Annotated in this window: 10 protein-coding genes; 4 read left to right on the top strand and 6 right to left on the bottom strand. The window is 70.3% G+C overall.

The window, feature by feature from the left end; all coding sequences use genetic code 11:
• Positions 1 to 93 precede the first annotated feature (93 nt).
• Both ACQPXS_RS37385 and ACQPXS_RS37380 read left to right on the top strand, forming a co-directional pair.
• Positions 94 to 1,011 (top strand): quinone oxidoreductase family protein, encoded by a 918-nt coding sequence (locus ACQPXS_RS37385; RefSeq protein WP_433456142.1) that lies wholly within the window; start codon positions 94 to 96, stop codon positions 1,009 to 1,011.
• A gap of 130 nt (positions 1,012 to 1,141) precedes the next feature.
• Positions 1,142 to 3,019, top strand: coding sequence for an exo-alpha-sialidase (locus tag ACQPXS_RS37380; protein WP_433453885.1), 1,878 nt, complete (start codon positions 1,142 to 1,144; stop codon positions 3,017 to 3,019).
• Here the strand turns inward: ACQPXS_RS37380 and ACQPXS_RS37375 are convergent.
• Positions 2,969 to 4,015 (bottom strand): bile acid:sodium symporter family protein, encoded by a 1,047-nt coding sequence (locus ACQPXS_RS37375; protein ID WP_351803549.1) that lies wholly within the window; start codon positions 4,013 to 4,015, stop codon positions 2,969 to 2,971. The genes ACQPXS_RS37380 and ACQPXS_RS37375 overlap by 51 nt on opposite strands.
• Positions 4,016 to 4,151: 136 nt before the next feature.
• Between ACQPXS_RS37375 and ACQPXS_RS37370 the strand changes: the two genes are divergently transcribed.
• Both ACQPXS_RS37370 and ACQPXS_RS37365 read left to right on the top strand, forming a co-directional pair.
• A complete protein-coding gene (locus ACQPXS_RS37370; RefSeq protein ID WP_356311940.1) occupies positions 4,152 to 5,021 on the top strand; it encodes a LysR substrate-binding domain-containing protein in 870 nt (289 codons plus the stop codon).
• A gap of 702 nt (positions 5,022 to 5,723) precedes the next feature.
• A complete protein-coding gene (locus ACQPXS_RS37365) occupies positions 5,724 to 7,550 on the top strand; it encodes an AMP-dependent synthetase/ligase (RefSeq protein ID WP_433453884.1) in 1,827 nt (608 codons plus the stop codon).
• Positions 7,551 to 7,566: 16 nt separating this feature from the next.
• Here the strand turns inward: ACQPXS_RS37365 and ACQPXS_RS37360 are convergent, their stop codons facing one another.
• The 5 genes from ACQPXS_RS37360 to ACQPXS_RS37340 form a co-directional block, all read right to left on the bottom strand.
• Entirely contained in the window at positions 7,567 to 9,597 is a 2,031-nt protein-coding gene (locus tag ACQPXS_RS37360; protein WP_433453883.1) for a PQQ-dependent sugar dehydrogenase, read from the bottom strand.
• A gap of 22 nt (positions 9,598 to 9,619) precedes the next feature.
• The gene (locus tag ACQPXS_RS37355) at positions 9,620 to 11,869 is read right to left on the bottom strand and encodes an alpha-galactosidase (protein WP_433453882.1); all 2,250 of its coding nucleotides are present in this window, start codon (positions 11,867 to 11,869) and stop codon (positions 9,620 to 9,622) included.
• Positions 11,866 to 14,973 (bottom strand): glycosyl hydrolase family 28 protein, encoded by a 3,108-nt coding sequence (locus ACQPXS_RS37350; RefSeq protein ID WP_433456140.1) that lies wholly within the window; start codon positions 14,971 to 14,973, stop codon positions 11,866 to 11,868. Before ACQPXS_RS37350 ends, ACQPXS_RS37355 begins: the two co-directional genes overlap by 4 nt.
• A gap of 151 nt (positions 14,974 to 15,124) precedes the next feature.
• Complete coding sequence (locus ACQPXS_RS37345) at positions 15,125 to 15,910, bottom strand: heparin lyase I family protein (RefSeq protein WP_433453881.1); 786 nt, start codon at positions 15,908 to 15,910, stop codon at positions 15,125 to 15,127.
• 5 nt (positions 15,911 to 15,915) lie between these two features.
• Positions 15,916 to 17,118 carry a glycoside hydrolase family 88/105 protein gene (locus ACQPXS_RS37340; protein WP_433453880.1) on the bottom strand — a complete coding sequence of 401 codons (1,203 nt, stop codon included), beginning with the start codon at positions 17,116 to 17,118 and terminating at the stop codon, positions 15,916 to 15,918.
• Between the last annotated feature and the right edge of the window lie 35 nt (positions 17,119 to 17,153).

Genomic DNA, 17,153 nt, shown 5'->3' with positions numbered 1-17,153 from the left:
CACGAACCTCCGCTATCGTTGGGGCTCCCCACGAATTCGTGGGTGTTCCCAACGACCGAGGCGCAGGGTGTGCCCGGCGTGGAGGTGTGTGCGATGCGTCGCGTCCGCTATGAATCAGCCGGTGGCCCGCTGTTCCTGGAGGAGGTCCCCGTCCCCGAGCCCGGCCCCGGTGAGCTGCTGGTGCGCTGCGCGGCGGTCGGGATCACCCTGCCCGTGGTCCGCAAGGCCACCGAGGCAGCCGAGCCGATACCGCTGGGCGGCGAGGTCGCCGGCGAGGTGGTGGCGGTCGGCGAGGGCGTGACCCGCTTCCGGCCGGGCGAGCGGGTGACCGGGCTGTGCTTCGGGCACGGGTACGCCGACTTCGCCCTGCTGCACGAGGCCATGGCCTCGTCGGTACCGGACGGCGCCGACGCGGTGGACGCGGTCGCGCTGGTGCGCAGCGGCTTGGTGGCGTTCGGCGCGCTGGAGGCGGCGCGCCCGGTGCCGGGCGAGGCCGTGCTGGTCACCGCGGCGGCGAGCGGGGTCGGCCACCTGGCCGTGCAGCTGGCACGGGCGCGGGGTGCGGGACGGGTGGTGGGGGCCGTGTCCGACCCCGGCAAGGCGGAGTTCGTCCGCTCGCTCGGCGCGGACGACTGTGTCCGCTACGGCGACGACAGCTGGGGGGATCCCGTCGACTGTGTCCTGGACGCCGTCGGCGGCGACCTGCTCACCCCCGCCCTCGCCGCCCTGGCCCCGCACGGCCGCCTCGTCGCCTACAGCTCCGGCGGCGGCACCATTCAGGCGTACGACCTGCTGGTGGGCGCCAAGTCCGTGATCGGGTTCCAGATGGCCCTGATCGCCCGCGGCCGGCCGGACCTGTACGAGCGGTGGCGCCAGGAGCTGTGGCGGCTGTTCGCCGAGGGCACCGTGAAGCCCGCCGTGCACGCCGGGTTCGCACTGGAGGACGCCGCCAAGGCACATGAGGTGATCGAGCGGAGGGCCAACCTGGGCAAGGTCGTGCTGTGCCCGTAGGCCCTTCGCGGGCTCCTTGTGCTGCACGCTTCTTGTGAGGCGACCTGGCCCCAACTACCGTCGATGGGGCGCACGTTGGACGTGGGATGTCCGCATGTCCGGATGTCCGCCGACGAAGGGCAGGTCGCACATGCCGTCAGGTCTTCGCGCCCGTCTCAGAGCCGTACACGCCACCGCCCTCACCACGGCGGCACTGCTCCTGGTGCCGCTCGCAATCCCCCACCCCGCACACGCCCAGTCCCCCGCACACGACCCCGAGTTCGAGCAGCAGATCCTCTTCAAGGCGTCCCAGGACCCCGGCTACGCCTGCTTCCGCATACCGGCGATCGTCAAGACGACCGACGGCACCCTGCTGGCGTTCGCCGAGGGCCGGGTCCTCAACTGCGGCGACGCCGCCGACATCGACATCGTCGTCAAACGCTCCACCGACGGCGGCCGCACCTGGGGCCCGCTGCAGGTGGTCAACGAGGGCGCCGGCGATACGCACGGCAACCCGGCGCCGATCGTGGACCGCGCGACGGGCCGGGTCTGGCTCGCGGAGACGTACAACACCGGCCGTACCGACAGCGCCAGTTGCTCGGTCCCCTGCGACCGCACCCCGCACCTGCAGTACAGCGACGACGACGGCCGGACCTGGTCGGTGCCGCGCGATCTGAGCCCGGAGATCCTGCCCGCCGACTGGAACTCCTGGTACGCGACCGGGCCGGTGCACGGCATCCAGCTCACCCGGGGCCGGTACGCGGGCCGGCTGGTCTTCGGAGTCAACACCGAGACCTGGGACGGGAGCCGGGTCACCGCCAACCACGCGGCGCTGATCGTGAGCGACGACCACGGCGGCCACTGGCGGATCGGCGCGACCGACACCTGGCCCATCGCCGACGACGGCACCTTCCGGCAGAAGCCGTCCGAGCTGACCCTCGCCGAGCGCCAGGACGGCTCCGTCCTGGTCAGCGGCCGGGAACAGGACGGCACCGACCTCGGTCACCGCACCGAGGCGGTCAGCCGCGACGGCGGCGACAGCTTCACCGCGCCCTTCCGCGACCTGCCCGACCTGTACACCCCGCAGGTCCAGGGTTCGATGCTGCGCGTGGGCGACCGTCTTCTGCTCGCCTGCCCCGCCGACCCCGACCGGCGGCGCACCATGATGATCCGCTCCTCCTACGACGGCGGCCGCACCTGGGACAGCGTGGACCGCGGCACCGTCGTCACCACGGACTGGTCCGGCTACTCCGACCTGGTGCGCGCCGACGCGGACACGGTGGGCCTGATCTACGAGGGCGGCGCGGTGGACGCGCGCGACGAGATCCGCTTCGCCCGCTTCACCGAGGACTGGCTCGCCCCGCGCCGCGGCCCCGACCCGGTCACCGCCGACCTCGCCCCGCACGCCCGCCCGGCCGCGGTGCTCGGCGGCGCCGAGGAGACGGACGGGGTGTTCGGCGGCGCGCTGCAGTTCGACGGCACCGACGACGCCGTACGCCTGCCCTTCCGTACGGAGCTGCCGCTGGGGACGAAGGACTTCACGGCGTCCCTGTGGTTCCGGTACACGGCCACGACCGGCGAGCAGCCGCTGCTGTGGATGGGCGGGATCGGCACCACCCAGCCGCAGGTGTGGCTGCGCGGGGAGCCGGCGAACCACCGCATACAGGGGCTGATCACGGTGCGGGACGGGGCGATCGCGCCGCAGACGACCTTTGTGCGCACCGACACCGCGTACAACGACGGCCAGTGGCATCACCTCGTGCTGCGCCGGGGCGGCGGCCGGCTGGCGTTGTTCGTCGACGGTATGCAGTGGTCCGTCGCCGACATACCGGGGTCCGTCAGCCGTAACTCGCCCTTCGGCGTGCACATCGGTCAGCGGATGGACAGCCGGGCCTTCTTCACCGGCGCCATCGACGAGGTGCATGTCTGGGACCGGGCGCTCACCGACGCGGAACTGTCGGATCCGAAGGCGCTCAGGTCACCGAAGGACACGGTCCTGTGGCTGCCCCTGGACCAGGTGAGCGGCTGACGCGCCGACGCCGGCGCCCGGGACCTCCCGCGGGTCCCGGGCCCGGCGCTTGGCGATGACCGCGCACACCATCAGCTGCATCTGGTGGAAGAGCATCAGCGGCAGCACGGCGAGCGAGGCGTGGGCGCCGAACAGGACGCTGGCCATCGGGAGCCCGGAGGCGAGGGACTTCTTCGACCCGGCGAACTGGATGGCGATCCGGTCCTCCCGGCCGAAGCCGAGCGCCTTGCCGCCGTACCAGCTCAGCAGGAGCATCACCGCGAGCAGGGCGGCCTCGACGGCGAGCAGCCCGCCGAGCCGGGCGGGGCTGACCTGGTGCCAGATGCCCCGGATCATGCCCTCGCTGAAGGCGGTGTAGACGACCAGCAGGATCGAGCCGCGGTCGACCAGCCCGAGCACCTTCCTGTGCCGGGCGACGAAGCCGCCGATCCAACGGCGCAGCACCTGCCCGGCGAGGAACGGCACCAGCAGCTGGAGCACGATCTTGACCAGTGAGTCGGCGGAGAACCCGCCCCCGCTGTTGCCGAGCAGCCCGGCCGCCAGCAGCGGGGTGACGACGATGCCGATGAGCGAGGAGAAGGAGCCCGCGCAGATCGCCGCCGGGACGTTTCCGCGGGCGATCGAGGTGAACGCGATGGACGACTGGATCGTGGACGGCACCAGCGTCAGGAACAGCAGCCCCTGGTAGAGCGGCTGGGTCAGCAGCACCGGCACCAGACCGCGCGCCGCCAGCCCGAGCACCGGGAAGAGGACGAAGGTGCAGACCAGCACGGTGACATGGAGCCGCCAGTGGCGCAGCCCGTCCAGCGCCTCCCGGGTGGAGAGCCGGGCGCCGTAGAGGAAGAAGAGGAAGGCGATCGCGGCCGTCGACGCGCCCGAGGCCACGTCCGCGCCGGTGCCGTGCGCCGGGAACAGCGCGGCGAGCCCCACCGTGCCCAGCAGCAGGACGATGTACGGGTCGATCGGCATCCAGCTCGGCCAGCTCAGGCGTTTCACGGTGCTCCGGTTGATCTCTTGCTTTCGTTCCGTCGCGGGCGCGCAGGGGCCCCCATTCATCTTCCTCCTCGACGCGCCGATCGGGAATCCGGCATACCACTCTGACTGTCATCACGATCTGCAATAAACTCGCACCGTGTACGACCCCACGCACCTGCGCACTTTTCTGGCGGTCGCCCAGACGCTGAGCTTCACGCAGGCCGCGCGCCGGCTGGGGCTGCGCCAGTCCACGGTCAGCCAGCATGTGCGCCGGCTGGAGGACGCGACCGGGCGGCAGCTGTTCACCCGGGACACCCATTCGGTGGAGCTGACCGAGGACGGCGAGGCGATGCTGGGCTTCGCCCGCCGCATCCTGCAGGTCCACGAGCAGGCGACGGCGTTCTTCACCGGCACCCGGGTGCGCGGCCGGCTGCGGTTCGGCGCGTCCGAGGACTTCGTGCTCACCCGGCTGCCGGAGATTCTGGAGGGCTTCCGCTACGACCATCCGGAGGTCGACCTGGAGCTGACCGTGGAGCTGTCCGGCACCCTGCACGAGCAGCTGGCCGCAGGCAAGCTGGACCTGGTGCTGGCCAAGCGGCGCACGGAGGATCCCCGGGGCGAACTGGTCTGGCGCGACGACCTGGTGTGGATCGGCGCCGAGCGGCTGCGCCTGGACGCGGACCGGCCCGTCCCGCTGATCGTGTATCCGCCGCCCGGCATCACCCGGGCCCGCGCGCTGGAGGCGCTGGAGCGGGAGGGCCGCGACTGGCGGATCGTGTGCACCAGCGGCAGCCTCAACGGCCTGATCGCGGCGGCCCGCGCCGGGCTCGGCGTGATGGCCCACTCCCGGCGCCTGATCCCGCCCGGCCTGTTCCGCCTGCCGGAGCGCGCCGGGCTGCCCGACCTGGGCAAGGTCGACTTCGTCCTGGTCCACGGCCGCCGCCGGGGCACGGCGGAGGAGGCGGCGCACGCGCTGGCCACGGCCGTCCTGGCGGGCGGGGAGCGGCTGCGACGACGCAGCGGCTGACACCTCACGTCACTGCACGGCGGCGGACCCGACGTCAGCGGGCATCGGGCCCGCACGGCAGCCGGCCCGACATCAGCGGGACAGCACGCACCACACGGACGCGGGTCCCCCGACAGCGGGACATCGCGCACCTCACGACAGCGAGCCGGGGCGTCAGCGGGCATCGAGATACGTCGGATGCTTGACCCGGCGCGGGAAGGACGCGGTCTCCGCGTGCTGCCGCCGGAGCGGGCCGGGAGGGCGGGCCAGGCGGTCGCGGGTGCGCTGGTTCTGCCGTTCGTGTGGGCGGACCGGGCCGCGTGGCGGACGGAATGCGGCGCGGGGACAGCGAAGGCGTTGCCCGCCCGGCACGGCCGCGACGCGCGGCGGTGAGGCGGTTCCGGGGCGCCTGCTTCGGGCCCGCCGCCGCCGTCGTGTGTCTGCCGGGCCGGGCCGCGTCGCGTATGTGGGGATCGGCCCGATGTGCGCCGTAATCGCCGCGTACAGATTCGGTGGAGATTACGGCACCGAAACTTACTGACCCGTCAGTATTGTGTCCGGCCCTTCCCCTTGTGCGGGCATTTTCCGGTCACTGCCCGGGGGAAACATGAGGTTTGCTCGGTTTCCGGCCCCCTCCCGCCCAGTGACGGCGTGGGGTAGCTTTCACCGCGCTGTGCCGAGCATCACGGGCGTGACCAAGCAGCGAGGATCGGGGAGCGAGGTTTGCGCGAGTTCACCAACCCGCCGCTCACGACGGCACCGCCGGTGGGCGGTCTGGCCGACGTGGTGTTCGAGCATGCCCTGACGGACCCGACGCACGTCGCTCTCGGCCGCAAGGACGCCGAGGGGCAGTGGCGGGAGGTGACCTCCGCCGAGTTCCGCGACGAGGTCATGGCCCTCGCCAAGGGCCTGCTGGCGCGCGGCATCCGCTTCGGCGACCGCGTCGCCATCATGTCCCGCACCCGCTACGAGTGGACCCTGTTCGACTTCGCCCTGTGGTCGATCGGCGCCCAGGTGGTGCCCGTCTACCCCACGTCCTCGGCCGAGCAGTGCTTCTGGATGCTGTACGACGCCGAGGTGTCCGCGGCGATCGTGGAGCACGAGGACCACGCGATGACCATCGCCACGGTCATCGACCGCCTCCCGCAGCTGCGCCAGCTGTGGCAGCTGGACTCCGGCTGTGTGCAGGAGCTGTACGACGCGGGGGCGCATCTGGACGACGAGCTGGTGCACCGGCACCGGCAGGCGGTCGCCCCGGACTCGGTCGCCACCATCATCTACACCTCGGGCACCACCGGCCGCCCCAAGGGCTGTGTCCTCTCGCACGCCAACTTCATGTACGAGGCGGACACGATGATCCAGCGGTGGCAGCCGGTGTTCCACACCAAGAAGGACGACGAGGCCTCCACCCTGCTGTTCCTGCCGCTCGCGCACGTCTTCGGGCGGATGGTGGAGGTCGCCGCGATCCGCGGCCGGGTCCGGTTCGGGCACCAGCCGCAGCTGAACGCCGCCGCCCTGCTGCCCGACCTGCAGGAGTTCAAGCCGACCTTCATCCTCGCGGTGCCGTACATCTTCGAGAAGGTGTTCAACGCCGCCCGCCGGAAGGCGGAGAAGGAGGGCAGGTCGGGGCCGTTCGAGAAGGCGGTCGACATCGCGGTGAAGTACGCGGAGGCCGTGGAGGCCAAGGCGTGGGGCACCGGGCCCGGCCCGTCGGCGGGGCTGCGCATGCAGCACCAGTTCTTCGACAAGGTCGTGTACTCCAAGGTCCGCGCGGCGATGGGCGGCCGGATCCGCAACGCGATGTCCGGCGGTTCGGCGATGGACCGCCGGCTGGGACTGTTCTTCGCGGGCGCCGGTGTGCAGATCTACGAGGGCTACGGCCTGACCGAGTCGACGGCCGCGGCCACCGCCAACCCGCCCGAGCGCACCCGCTACGGCACCGTCGGGCAGGCCATTCCCGGCGTGACCGTGCACATCGCCGACGACGGGGAGATCTGGCTGTACGGCGGAAACGTTTTCCAGGGCTATCTGAACAACCCGAAGGCCAGCGACGAGACCCTGCACGACGGCTGGCTGGCCACCGGCGACCTCGGTTCGCTCGACGAGGACGGCTATCTGACCATCACCGGCCGCAAGAAGGAGATCCTGGTGACCTCCGGCGGCAAGAGCGTCTCCCCCGGTGTGCTGGAGGAGCGGGTCCGCGAGCATCCGCTGGTCAACCAGTGCATCGTCGTCGGCAACGACCGCCCCTACATCGCCGCCCTGGTCACCCTAGACCAGGAGGCCGTCGAGCACTGGCTGCAGATGCGCGGAAAGCCGCGGATGACCCCGGCCCAGCTGGTGCGCGACGCGGACCTGGAGACGGAGGTGCGGCGGGCGGTGGTCGCCGCCAACACCCTCGTCTCCCAGGCCGAGTCGATCCGTACGTTCCGCATCCTGGCGCAGCCGTTCACCGAGGAACACGGCCTGCTGACACCGTCGTTGAAGCTGAAGCGGAAGGCGATCGAGAAGGCGTACGGCAACGAGGTCGAGGCCCTCTACCGGACGTGAGCCCGCTGATGGGGCGTCAACTGATCGTCACCTTGAAGATCTTGTCCGACCCGTCGGCGGCACCCCCGTTGTTGTCGCAGTTGGTGGTGGACAGCCACAGCTGGTCGGCTCCCGGCACCTTGGTGACCGTGCGCAGCCGGCCGTAGGTGCCGACGTAGTACGCGCTCGGGGTGCCGACGCTCTCGGTGTCGCCGTTGATGGGGACGCGCCAGAGGCGTTCGCCGCGCAGGGATGCCATGTAGATGACGTTGCGGACGATGGCGATGCCGCTCGGCGAGGCCTCGGAGACGTTCCAGGTGGCCTTGGGGTTGGTCATGCCGACGACGTCGCAGCTGCCCTCGCAGGTGGGCCAGCCGTAGTTCGCGCCGGGCTTGATGAGGTTGAGTTCGTCCTTGGAGCTGTTGCCGAACTCCGCCTCCCAGAGCCGCCCGTTGCGGTCGAAGGCGAGGCCCTGCGGGTTGCGGTGGCCGTACGAGTAGACGTAGGTGCCGAAGGGGTTGCCGGGGGCCGGCTTGCCGTCGGTGGTCATGCGCAGGATCTTGCCGTTGAGGGAGTTCTTGTCCTGCGCGAGGTCGGGCTGCTGGGCCTCGCCGGTGGAGGCATACAGGTAGCCGTCGGGGCCGAAGGCGAGGCGGCCGCCGTTGTGGTAGCGGTTCTTCTTGATGCCCTGGAGCAGGACCTTGTAGTCGCCGAGCTTCGTCCCGTCGTACGTCATGCGGACCACGCGGTTGCCCTCGGACGCGGTGTGCATGAAGTAGACGAAGTGGTCGGTCTCCCACCTGGGGTCGACGGCGACGCCGAGCAGACCTCCCTCTCCGTTGGTGGTGACGGCGTTGGGCACCGTGCCCACCTGCGTCCTCGTGCCGCTCTTGGTCAGCTTCCACACCCGGAAGTCGTCCCGCTCGGTGACCAGGGCGGACTGGCCGTCGGGCATCCAGTAGGTGCCCCAGGGGATGGTCCAGCCGGTGGAGAGCGTGGCGATGGAGGACGGGACACCGCCGTCGGTGGCGCAGGCCTTGGTGGTGAAGGAGACCGTGTTGCTCGGCGCGGAGACATTGCCGGCGGCGTCACGGGCGACGACGTTCAGGCTGTACGGGCTGTCGCAGGCGAGCCCGCTGAGCGTGGTGGACGTACCGCCGGTGACGGTCTTGTAGACGGTCGCGCCGCTGCGCACGTCGTAGGCGGTGACGGCGCGGTCGTCGGTGGAGGCGCCCCAGGCGAGGTCCACCGTGTTCGACGTGATGTCGGCTGTGTGCAATGTGCCGGGCGCGGTCGGCGGCGTGGTGTCGGAGCTGGGCCTGGTGGTGCAGTCGACGACCGGGCTGGCCGGCGAGGTGTTGCCGGCCGTGTCCCGGGCGATGACCGTGAGGTCGTAGGTGGTGTTCGGGGCGAGCCCGGTCAGCGTCTTCGAGGTCGCGTCGCCCGCCGCCTCGCCGATCTTGTTGCCGTGCTCGTAGAGGTCGTACGCCGCGAGACCCACGTCGTCGGTCGACGCGCCCCAGGACAGGGTCAGGCGGTCCTCGCCGATGTCCGAGCAGGAGGGCTGCCCGGGGCGGGTGGGGGCCTGGGTGTCGGCCGGTGTGCCGAGGCTCACGCGGTCGAGGTTGGGGCCGCCGTTCGCCGTGGTCGCCGTCGCCCGGATCTTGTTGCTGCCGGCCTTCAGCGTGACGTTGACGGTCCTGGCCGCCCAGGTGTTCCAGTCGGCCGTGCCCGGGAAGGAGACGGCGGGCGCGACGACGGTGCCGTTGACGGACAGGTCCATCGGCCGGTCGGCGGCGGTGCCGTTGGCGTACCGCAGGGTGAGCGACGCGGGCCCGGCGGCGGTGGCGCCGACCGTGAACTCCACGTAGGAGCCCTTGACGTTGGTGTAGTCGACGAATCCGGTGCCCGTGAAGCCGGTGTGGTTGGTGGCGACGGTGCCCTGGGAGATCAGGGCGTCCTCGGCCTGGTAGTCGGTGGCGGCGAGGGCGGTGCCCTGGCTCAGGCCGGCCACGGGCAGTGCGAGGGCCGCGGCGAGACCGTACGGCAGAACTCTTCCGAGATGCATGGGTGTGTTCCCTTGTTTTTCCTCAGCCCGTGTACTGGGTGAAGACCTTGAGGTAGTCGTACGGCTGCTGCGACACGCCGCTGCAGGAGTCGCCGTCGGTGCCGGAGCCGCAGGGGCGGTCGCGGTTGGCGGACCAGTAGGTGAGGCGCGCGATGTGGTGCTGCCGGGCGTAGGCGAGCATGGTCCGGAAGTCGGCGACGCGGACGCGCTCACCGGAGTCGTCCGTCCTGCCGTTCATCGACGACAGCCCGATGTGGGCGTAGGCGGTGGCGTCGTCGTAGCCGTAGGCCGCCTCGACCCTGGCCTTGAGGCCCTCCATGGCCCGGGTGGTGAGGGTGCCCATGGTCGTGGTGCCGCCGCCGAAGTCGAACGGCATGACGCACCAGACGTCGTTCGCCAGGCCCGACCTCGCCGCGCGCTTGATCATGTCGACGCCGGTCGCGTCGGGGCCGCTGCTGGTGGTGCCGAAGGTGATGACCGTCTTCAGGCCGGGATTGTTCGCCTTCACGGTCTTCAGGGCGTCCACGACACGTTGGCGGACGGTGGCGTTCGACCACTCGGTGTTCTCGATGTCGATGTCGAGCGCCTTCAGCCTGTACGCGTTGATCACCTTCTGATAGGCGCCGGCCAGCGCGGAGGCGCTGGAGCACTTCTCCCCCAGCTTGGCGCCGCTCCAGCCGCCGACGGAGACGATCACGTCGCCGCCCGCGGATCGTATGCGGTCGACCGCCGACTGGTCGGTGCCGCCGGTCAGCGGCCGGGTGCCGTCCCACTTGGGGTTGCAGGTGCCGTCCGACAGGACGAAGGCGAGGGTGAACCACGTGACGCCGGTCGCCGACATCACCTTGGTCGGGTCCGGCGGATCGCCCCAGCCCAGGTACTCGTACGGGGCGACGGCCATGCCGGGGGACGCCGCACGTTCCTGCGCGGCGGCGGTGGGCCTGACCCGGACGAGCCGGGTCTCGCCGGGGCGCAGGGTCGCGCTGTAGGAGCCGGTGACCGTGCCCTTGTGGGAGCCGGACCACAGGTCGGTGACGTCACCGGAGCCGGTGAAGCCGACCTGGGACCAGTTCACGGTGACCGTGGCGCTGCCGGAGGTTCCGGTGTTGAACAGGGCCACCACGTAGTCGCCGTCGCTCTCCCGCTTGCTCCAGACCTGCTTCACGCCGCTGTTCACGATCCGTTTCGCCGCGACCCCGTCCTGGTCGACGCCGATCAGCCGGTCGTTGGTGAGCATCGCCTTGTCGACGGGGTCCAGGTGCGTGAGGTCGGTGCCGAGCAGCAGCGGGGCCGCCGCCATTGCCCACAGAGTGAAGTGGGAGCGGCGCTGGTCGGCCGTGAGGCCCACCTGGTCGCCGTTGCCGATCTCCAGCGAGTCCAGGTCGTTCCAGCCGCCGGGGCCGGCGTACGGCTGCCAGGACGCGGCCGAGTCGAAGCGCTTGGAGACGTGGGACCAGTCGGTGAGCGGATAACCGCTGCCGTGGGAGCCGGGGCCGCAGTAGCACTCCACGTCACCCTGGGTGCGCCAGCTGTTGGCGAGCCTGCGCCAGGTGGACGCGTCGGCGATGGGAAGGTTGTTGGACAGCGCGAAGTGGATGGGCCGTCCCGTGGCGCGCAGCGCCTTGTCCCAGGCCTGGACGTCGGGGACGTCATGGCTGCCCACGCCGTCGATCTTCAGGTAGTCGACTCCCCAGGAGGCGAACTGCCCGGCCCAGGAGTCGACGAACTCCTGGGCGCCCGGCTTGGAGTAGTCGATGGAGTACATGTTCTTGCAGTTGTAGTTCTTCTCGGTCTTCGAGGTGTCCGCGATGTCCTTCGCGTGGTACGGGGTCCCCTCGATCGGCGTGTTCTTCAGCACGGCGTTCTTCGCGATGCCGGGCGTCACGTAGAAGCCGAACTTCAGGCCCTTGGAGTGGACGTGGTCGGCGAGGGCCTTGATGCCGTCCGGGAACTTGGCGGTGTCGACGGCCCAGCGGCCGTAGGCGTCCACGGTGAAGCCGTTGTCGTCGCACTTCTGCCAGAAGTCGTCGAGGTTGACGTAGGCGAAGCCGTGGTTCTTCAGGCCGCTGGAGGCCAGCGCGTCGGCCTGGGCCTCGATCTTCGCCTCGGTCGGCTGACGGCGTACGAAGCTCCAGCTGCTCCACCCCATGGCGGGGCGGATCGACTGGCCGTTGTCGGAGGCGGCCGCGGGGTGGGCGGTGCCGGCGAGGGGCACCGCGGCGACCGCGAGCAGCCCGGCCGCCGCCGTCGTCAGGGTTCTGAGCCGGGTCATGGACGTCCCTTCGGGGCGGGTGTGGCGTAGGAGGTGCCGATCCAGGCCTCGTCGATCCGCAGCCGCTGGTAGCGGGTGGTGTCGCTGGAGGCGGCCCAGGTGGAGTCGACTTCGAGGCGGACGTAGCGGGCCGTGGTCGCGGTCAGGTCGATGCCCTGGATCCCGCGGGCACTGGGGAGTTGACCGGTCCGCACGGGGCTGCCCCAGTTCTTGCCGTCGTCGCTGAGGTAGACCTTGTAGGCCTTGATCCGCGCGGACTGCTCGGTGGCGGAGCGCGCGTAGGCGACGGAGTCCTCACGCTGGTTCAGCCCGATGTACTGCACCTTCTTCGCCGCTCCCAGGTCGAAGGTGAGGTTCGCGGGGAGCGTCTTGCCGTTGTCCCAGTAGGTGAGGTAGTCACCGTCGCCGGCGGCGGAACCGGGGTGGCCGCTCGCGGACGCGTCGGCGGTGACCTCGGCGCCGGTCGCGATGCCCTGGCGGCCCGCGGTGATCACCTTGAAGACGGTGTCGTACGGGTCCCAGCCGCCGAGGCCGCTGAGGGTGAGCACTCCGCCGGACTGCGCCCAGGAAACCGGTGCTCCGGTGCGGAGGTTGGTGACCGAGGCGATGCGGTAACCGTTGTCGCGGATGCGCAGGGTGCCGGTGCTCGGCGGGGTCAGGACGTGGATGTACTGCCGGTTCGGGTCGTCCTTGGCGACGGTGGTGACGCCGTGGGCGCCGTCGTTCCAGAAGCCGGGCTTGAGGCCGCCGTACAGGTAGCCGCCGCCCTCGGTGCCGTGCAGGGACTCCCAGATCTTGTCGAGGTAGGAGTCGGCGAAGTTGTTGAAGTCGGCCTGGTTCGCCGGGAACTTCCCGTTGACCTGGGCCGTCTCCGCCATGAGCGCCTTCACCGAGGAGCCGGCGTTGGTGATCAGCCGGCCGAGGGTGAGCATCTTGTCGACGCTCGGGTTCGAGCCGTCGTACCACCAGGCGCCGGTCGACGGCAGCTTGAAGTCGGCCTCAGTGAGCCGGGGTTGGGCGGTGTAGACGGCCTGCGGGTAGTCGTAGGCCGGCGTCATCCCCGTCTTCTGCTCATTGCTGATCATGTCCATGATCGACGTGTCTTCGTTGTTGTTGCTGAGCGTGTAGTTCGGGCGCTTCTGATAGATCTGCGCGTAGAGGTCGTGGCTCTCCCAGTACGCGTTGTCGTTGTCGATCCAGAAACCGCCGAGGTCCGGGTAACGGTCCATGACCTCGAAGAAGTTGTCGTAGGAGAACCGCCCGAAGCCGTCGCGGGTGGTCAGGTCGACGTTCTCGCCCTTGTACGCGGAGTAGGCGGCCGAGTCGAGCCATTCGTGGCCGCCCTCGTCGTGCCACTGGGGGTCGTCGGTCATGTAGAGGATGACCTTCATGCCCTTGGCCTTGGCGGCCTTGATCAGCTCACCGAGGAAGTCCCGCTTGGTGGAGCAGGAACCGGGGATCTTCGACGGCCAGGGGCGGGCGTAGCCGAGCCGGCTGTGGAAGGTCGCCAGCACGATGTACTGCGTGTGCAGTTTCTGGGCCTCGTGCACCCAGTAGTCTGGCGTCCAGCCGCCGCTGGTGACGTCCTTCTCCCAGGCGGCGCAGCTGGTGTGGGCCGGGGCGGTGCGCAGGCCCCAGTGCAGGAACAGGCCGCCGACGGAGGCGCGCAGGAAGGCCTGGCGGGGGTTCTCGACGTCGCGGGGGCGTACCTGCGCCGCGCAGTTCCGGCTGGATCCGCTCGCCGACACGCGCAGGGCGCCGCCGTCGGTGGTGTGGCTGTCGCTGACGCAGTAGCCGGTGACGGACTGGAAGCCGAGGTCGTGAGGTGAGTCGCCGCCCTTCTGCGCCGTGAACCGGGTCAGCCGGATGCCGCTCGCCGCGTTGGCGATGAGGGCGGGCCGTCCGTCGTCGGCGGCATACCGCACGCTGCTGTCGGTGAACTGTATGCCGTCGGCGTTGTGCAGGTACCAGCCGTACGCCGGCCGGGTCCCGATGCTCTTCGGGTTGTAGTCCTTCGGGTCGTTGCCCGGCACACCGGTGGACATGGTGCCGTTGCCGCCCGGGACCGTGATGTCGACATGGTTGAAGGTGACGTCGCTGATGCGGTGGCCGTCCTCGCCCCACAGGGTCGGACTGAAGGACGGGCTGTTGCCGGTGGCCGTGATGTCGTCGTACGTGATGTCGCTGATCGATCCGACACCCGGTCTGTTTCCGCACCGCTTGCGCGTGCCGATCTTCTCCATGATCGGTGAGTGGACGTCGGTCATGGTGATGTCGCGGTAGTGGACGTCGGAGATCTTGGCGCCGTCCATGGAGACCATGCCGAGCCCGGATTTGTCGGCGCCCTCGATACGGATCTTCTCAAACTGGTAGTCGGAGAAGTCGCCGCAGGTCTCGGAGCCGAACATCAGGGCGTTGCAGCAGCGCGCGGACAGCACCGAATCGCTCACGCGTACATGGCCGTTGGGGAGTTTGGCGCCGAGGGCGTAGTCGCTCTTGAAGACCAGGGCGTCGTCGTTGGCCGCGATGTGCGCGTTGGTGATCGTCACGTTGGTGGTGGAGATGACGTTCCAGCCGTCGCGGTCGCTCGCGGTGTCGATGGTCAGATGGTCGGAGACGACGTTGGTGCAGCCGTTGATCAGGGCGGCGAAGTGGCCGCCGCGGCGCAGGGTGAGGCCGTCGCCGAGGCGGAGCCCGTCGCAGCGGGTCAGCGACAGGATCTTGTCGGCCTGGCCGGACTTCGGGTTGCCGGTGATGAGGTTGCCGGCGCCGTCGATGACCCCGCCCCCGGTGAAACCGATGTCGGTCAGCCGGTCGCCGTAGATCATCGCGTTGTGGAAGTGGCTGTGCCCGTAGTCCTGGTACTTGTCGTTCGGGTTGGATTCCGGCGGGTCGTAGGTGCCGGCGGAGGAGCCCTGGAGGGTGGCGCCCTTGTCGACCTGGAGCGTCACATGGCTCTTCATGTGGATGGTGTTCTTGGACTTGTAGGTGCCGGCCGGGAAGCGGACGGTGCCGCCGCCCGCCGCGCCGGCCGCGGCGATGGCCTTGTCGATGGCGGGGGTGTCGTTGGTCGAGCCGTCGCCCTTGGCTCCGTAGTCGCGCACGTCGTACACGGTCGCCCGGTGTGGCGTGGCGGGTTGCGGGGCCGCGAGGGCGGCGGGGTGGGTGAGGCCGAGGACGACGGCGAGAACGCACAGGACGATCGCCGCCGCCCTTCTCGGGTCGGCGATGGCGGGTTTCACGAGACCGGCTCCTCTAGGCGAGTTGGTAGCCGCGGAGGTTGGTGAGCAGCAGGTAGGTGTCCTGCAGGGATCCGGAGGTGTCGCCGAGGGAGCGGTAGATGCCCCACTTCGGGCGCACCCGGTCGGCGAGGAAGGTGTCGACACCGGACCTCGACTTGTCGATGACGGTCGTGGAGCCGCTCTTGAGGATCCAGCGGACGGAACCGGCCGAGCCGTTGCCGACCTTGATCTGGAAGTCGACGTCGGTCCATTTGTCGTGCAGCGGGTCGAGGTTCGTACGGCCGACGAGGATGTCGTCGGTCGCGAGCCGGAGTTCGATGGTCTGCTTGCCGTTCACCCGACGCAGCGACTGCACGACGATCGGCGAGGTGCCGGTGCCGGGCTGCTTCATCTGCGTGATGTGCGTGAAAGTGGTCGTGGCCTTCAGCGTGCTGGGGATGTACATCGAGTACGTGACCCGCCAGGTCTGGCCCTCGGTCCACTTCAGATAGCTGTCGGCGCCGGTGCGCAGGCCGGTGACCTCCTGGCGCTGGCGGTCGGTGGAGGTGTCCCGGTCGACGGTGTGGATGTCGAAGCGCCAGTTGTCGCCGGTGGCGTGGATGTGCGGATGGCCGGCCGGGTGGGAGTGCGCGCGGTCGTCCTCGACGGTCTCGAAGGCGCCGAGCCCGTCGGTGCGCGCCGACGGCGACCACTTCAGCTGCCAGGAGGCGGCGTGGGCCGCGGTGGCCGGGAGGCCGGTCACGGCTGCCGCGGCACCGCCGAGCGCGGCACCGAGTACGGCTCTTCTGGACGTGCTCATGACACTCAATCACCTCGCAGTTGCTCGTTCATGATCAGGAAGGCCCCGAGTCCGTGGAAGTCGTCGGTGGCCCGGGTGCGGCCGACGTAGTACGCGTAGTCGCCGACGTTGGTGCCCACGGAGATGTCGGCCAGGTTCGTGCGGCCGTCCGCGCCGACCGACAGCCGGGCCAGTACGCCCTCGTAGCCGCGCCGGGCGACCGCCTTGAAGTGCGGGTCCACATAGCCTTGTCGGGCGCCTCGGGAAAGGGCGTAGGTGAACATGCTGGAGCACGAGGTCTCGGTCCAGTTGTCCGGCCGGGAGCCCTTGTCGATCACCTGGAACCAGCGCCCGGACGCCGGGTCCTGGTACTTCTCCAGCGCCGAGGCCAGCGTCCGGAGGATGCCGAGCAGTCGGGGACGCCGGGGCTGGCCGGCGGGGATCGCGTCCAGGACGTTCACCAGCGCCATGGCGTACCAGCCGACGGCACGGCACCAGTGCTCCGGGGCGAGCCCGGTGGCCGGGTCGGCCCAGCTCGCCGACTTCGACTCGTCGTAGGCATGCCGCAACAGGCCGTTCGCCACCTGCAGATGACCGCCGTAGACGGACAACTGCTCGGCGGCCTCGGCGTTCGTGTACGCGCTGTCGCCGAACTCCCTGCCGTACTCGACCAGGAACGGGTTCACCATGTAGGCGCCGTCCGCCCACAGTTGGTGCGCCCGGCTGCTGGTGTCGGCGTGCCAGAAGCCGCCGTCGGAGGTACGCGGATAGCTGTTCAGGCGGTCGCGGATCCTCCGCGCGGCCTTGCGGTAGCGGTCCTGGCCGGTCTCGTGGTGCAGGATCACCAGCAGCCGTCCCGCCTGCATGCTGTCGAGGCTGTTGAAGGACTGGTCGATCGTGCCGTCGCCGTGCACGAACCGGTCGACGTAGGCCTTGATGTAGGCGAGCAGGCGCGGGTCGTGGGTACGCCGGTAGACGAGGTACTGACCGTAGAGGTACAGGCCCACGGGGTACGACCAGCCGCCGATGGTGGCCGGTGTGTAGCGCGCCATCGTGGAGTCCACGACGGCGGCGGACCAGTCGCGGGCGGCGGCGGGGCGGGGCGCGGCGGCCGGGGCGGAGGATGCGGGGGCGGCGCTCGCCGGAGGTACGGCGGCGGGCAGTGCGGCCAGGATGGCGGTGGCGAGCGTGGCCGCGGTCAGCGCGGCCCGCAGGCGTCGGCGTCTCATGGTCCTCCTTCTCGGTAGGCGTACGCGGGCGGTTG

Source organism: Streptomyces sp. CA-142005, assembly GCF_050942335.1.
Lineage (GTDB): Bacteria > Actinomycetota > Actinomycetes > Streptomycetales > Streptomycetaceae > Streptomyces.
The sequence above is the reverse complement of the archived record's forward strand: the minus strand, read 5'-3'. Positions and strand labels throughout refer to the sequence as shown.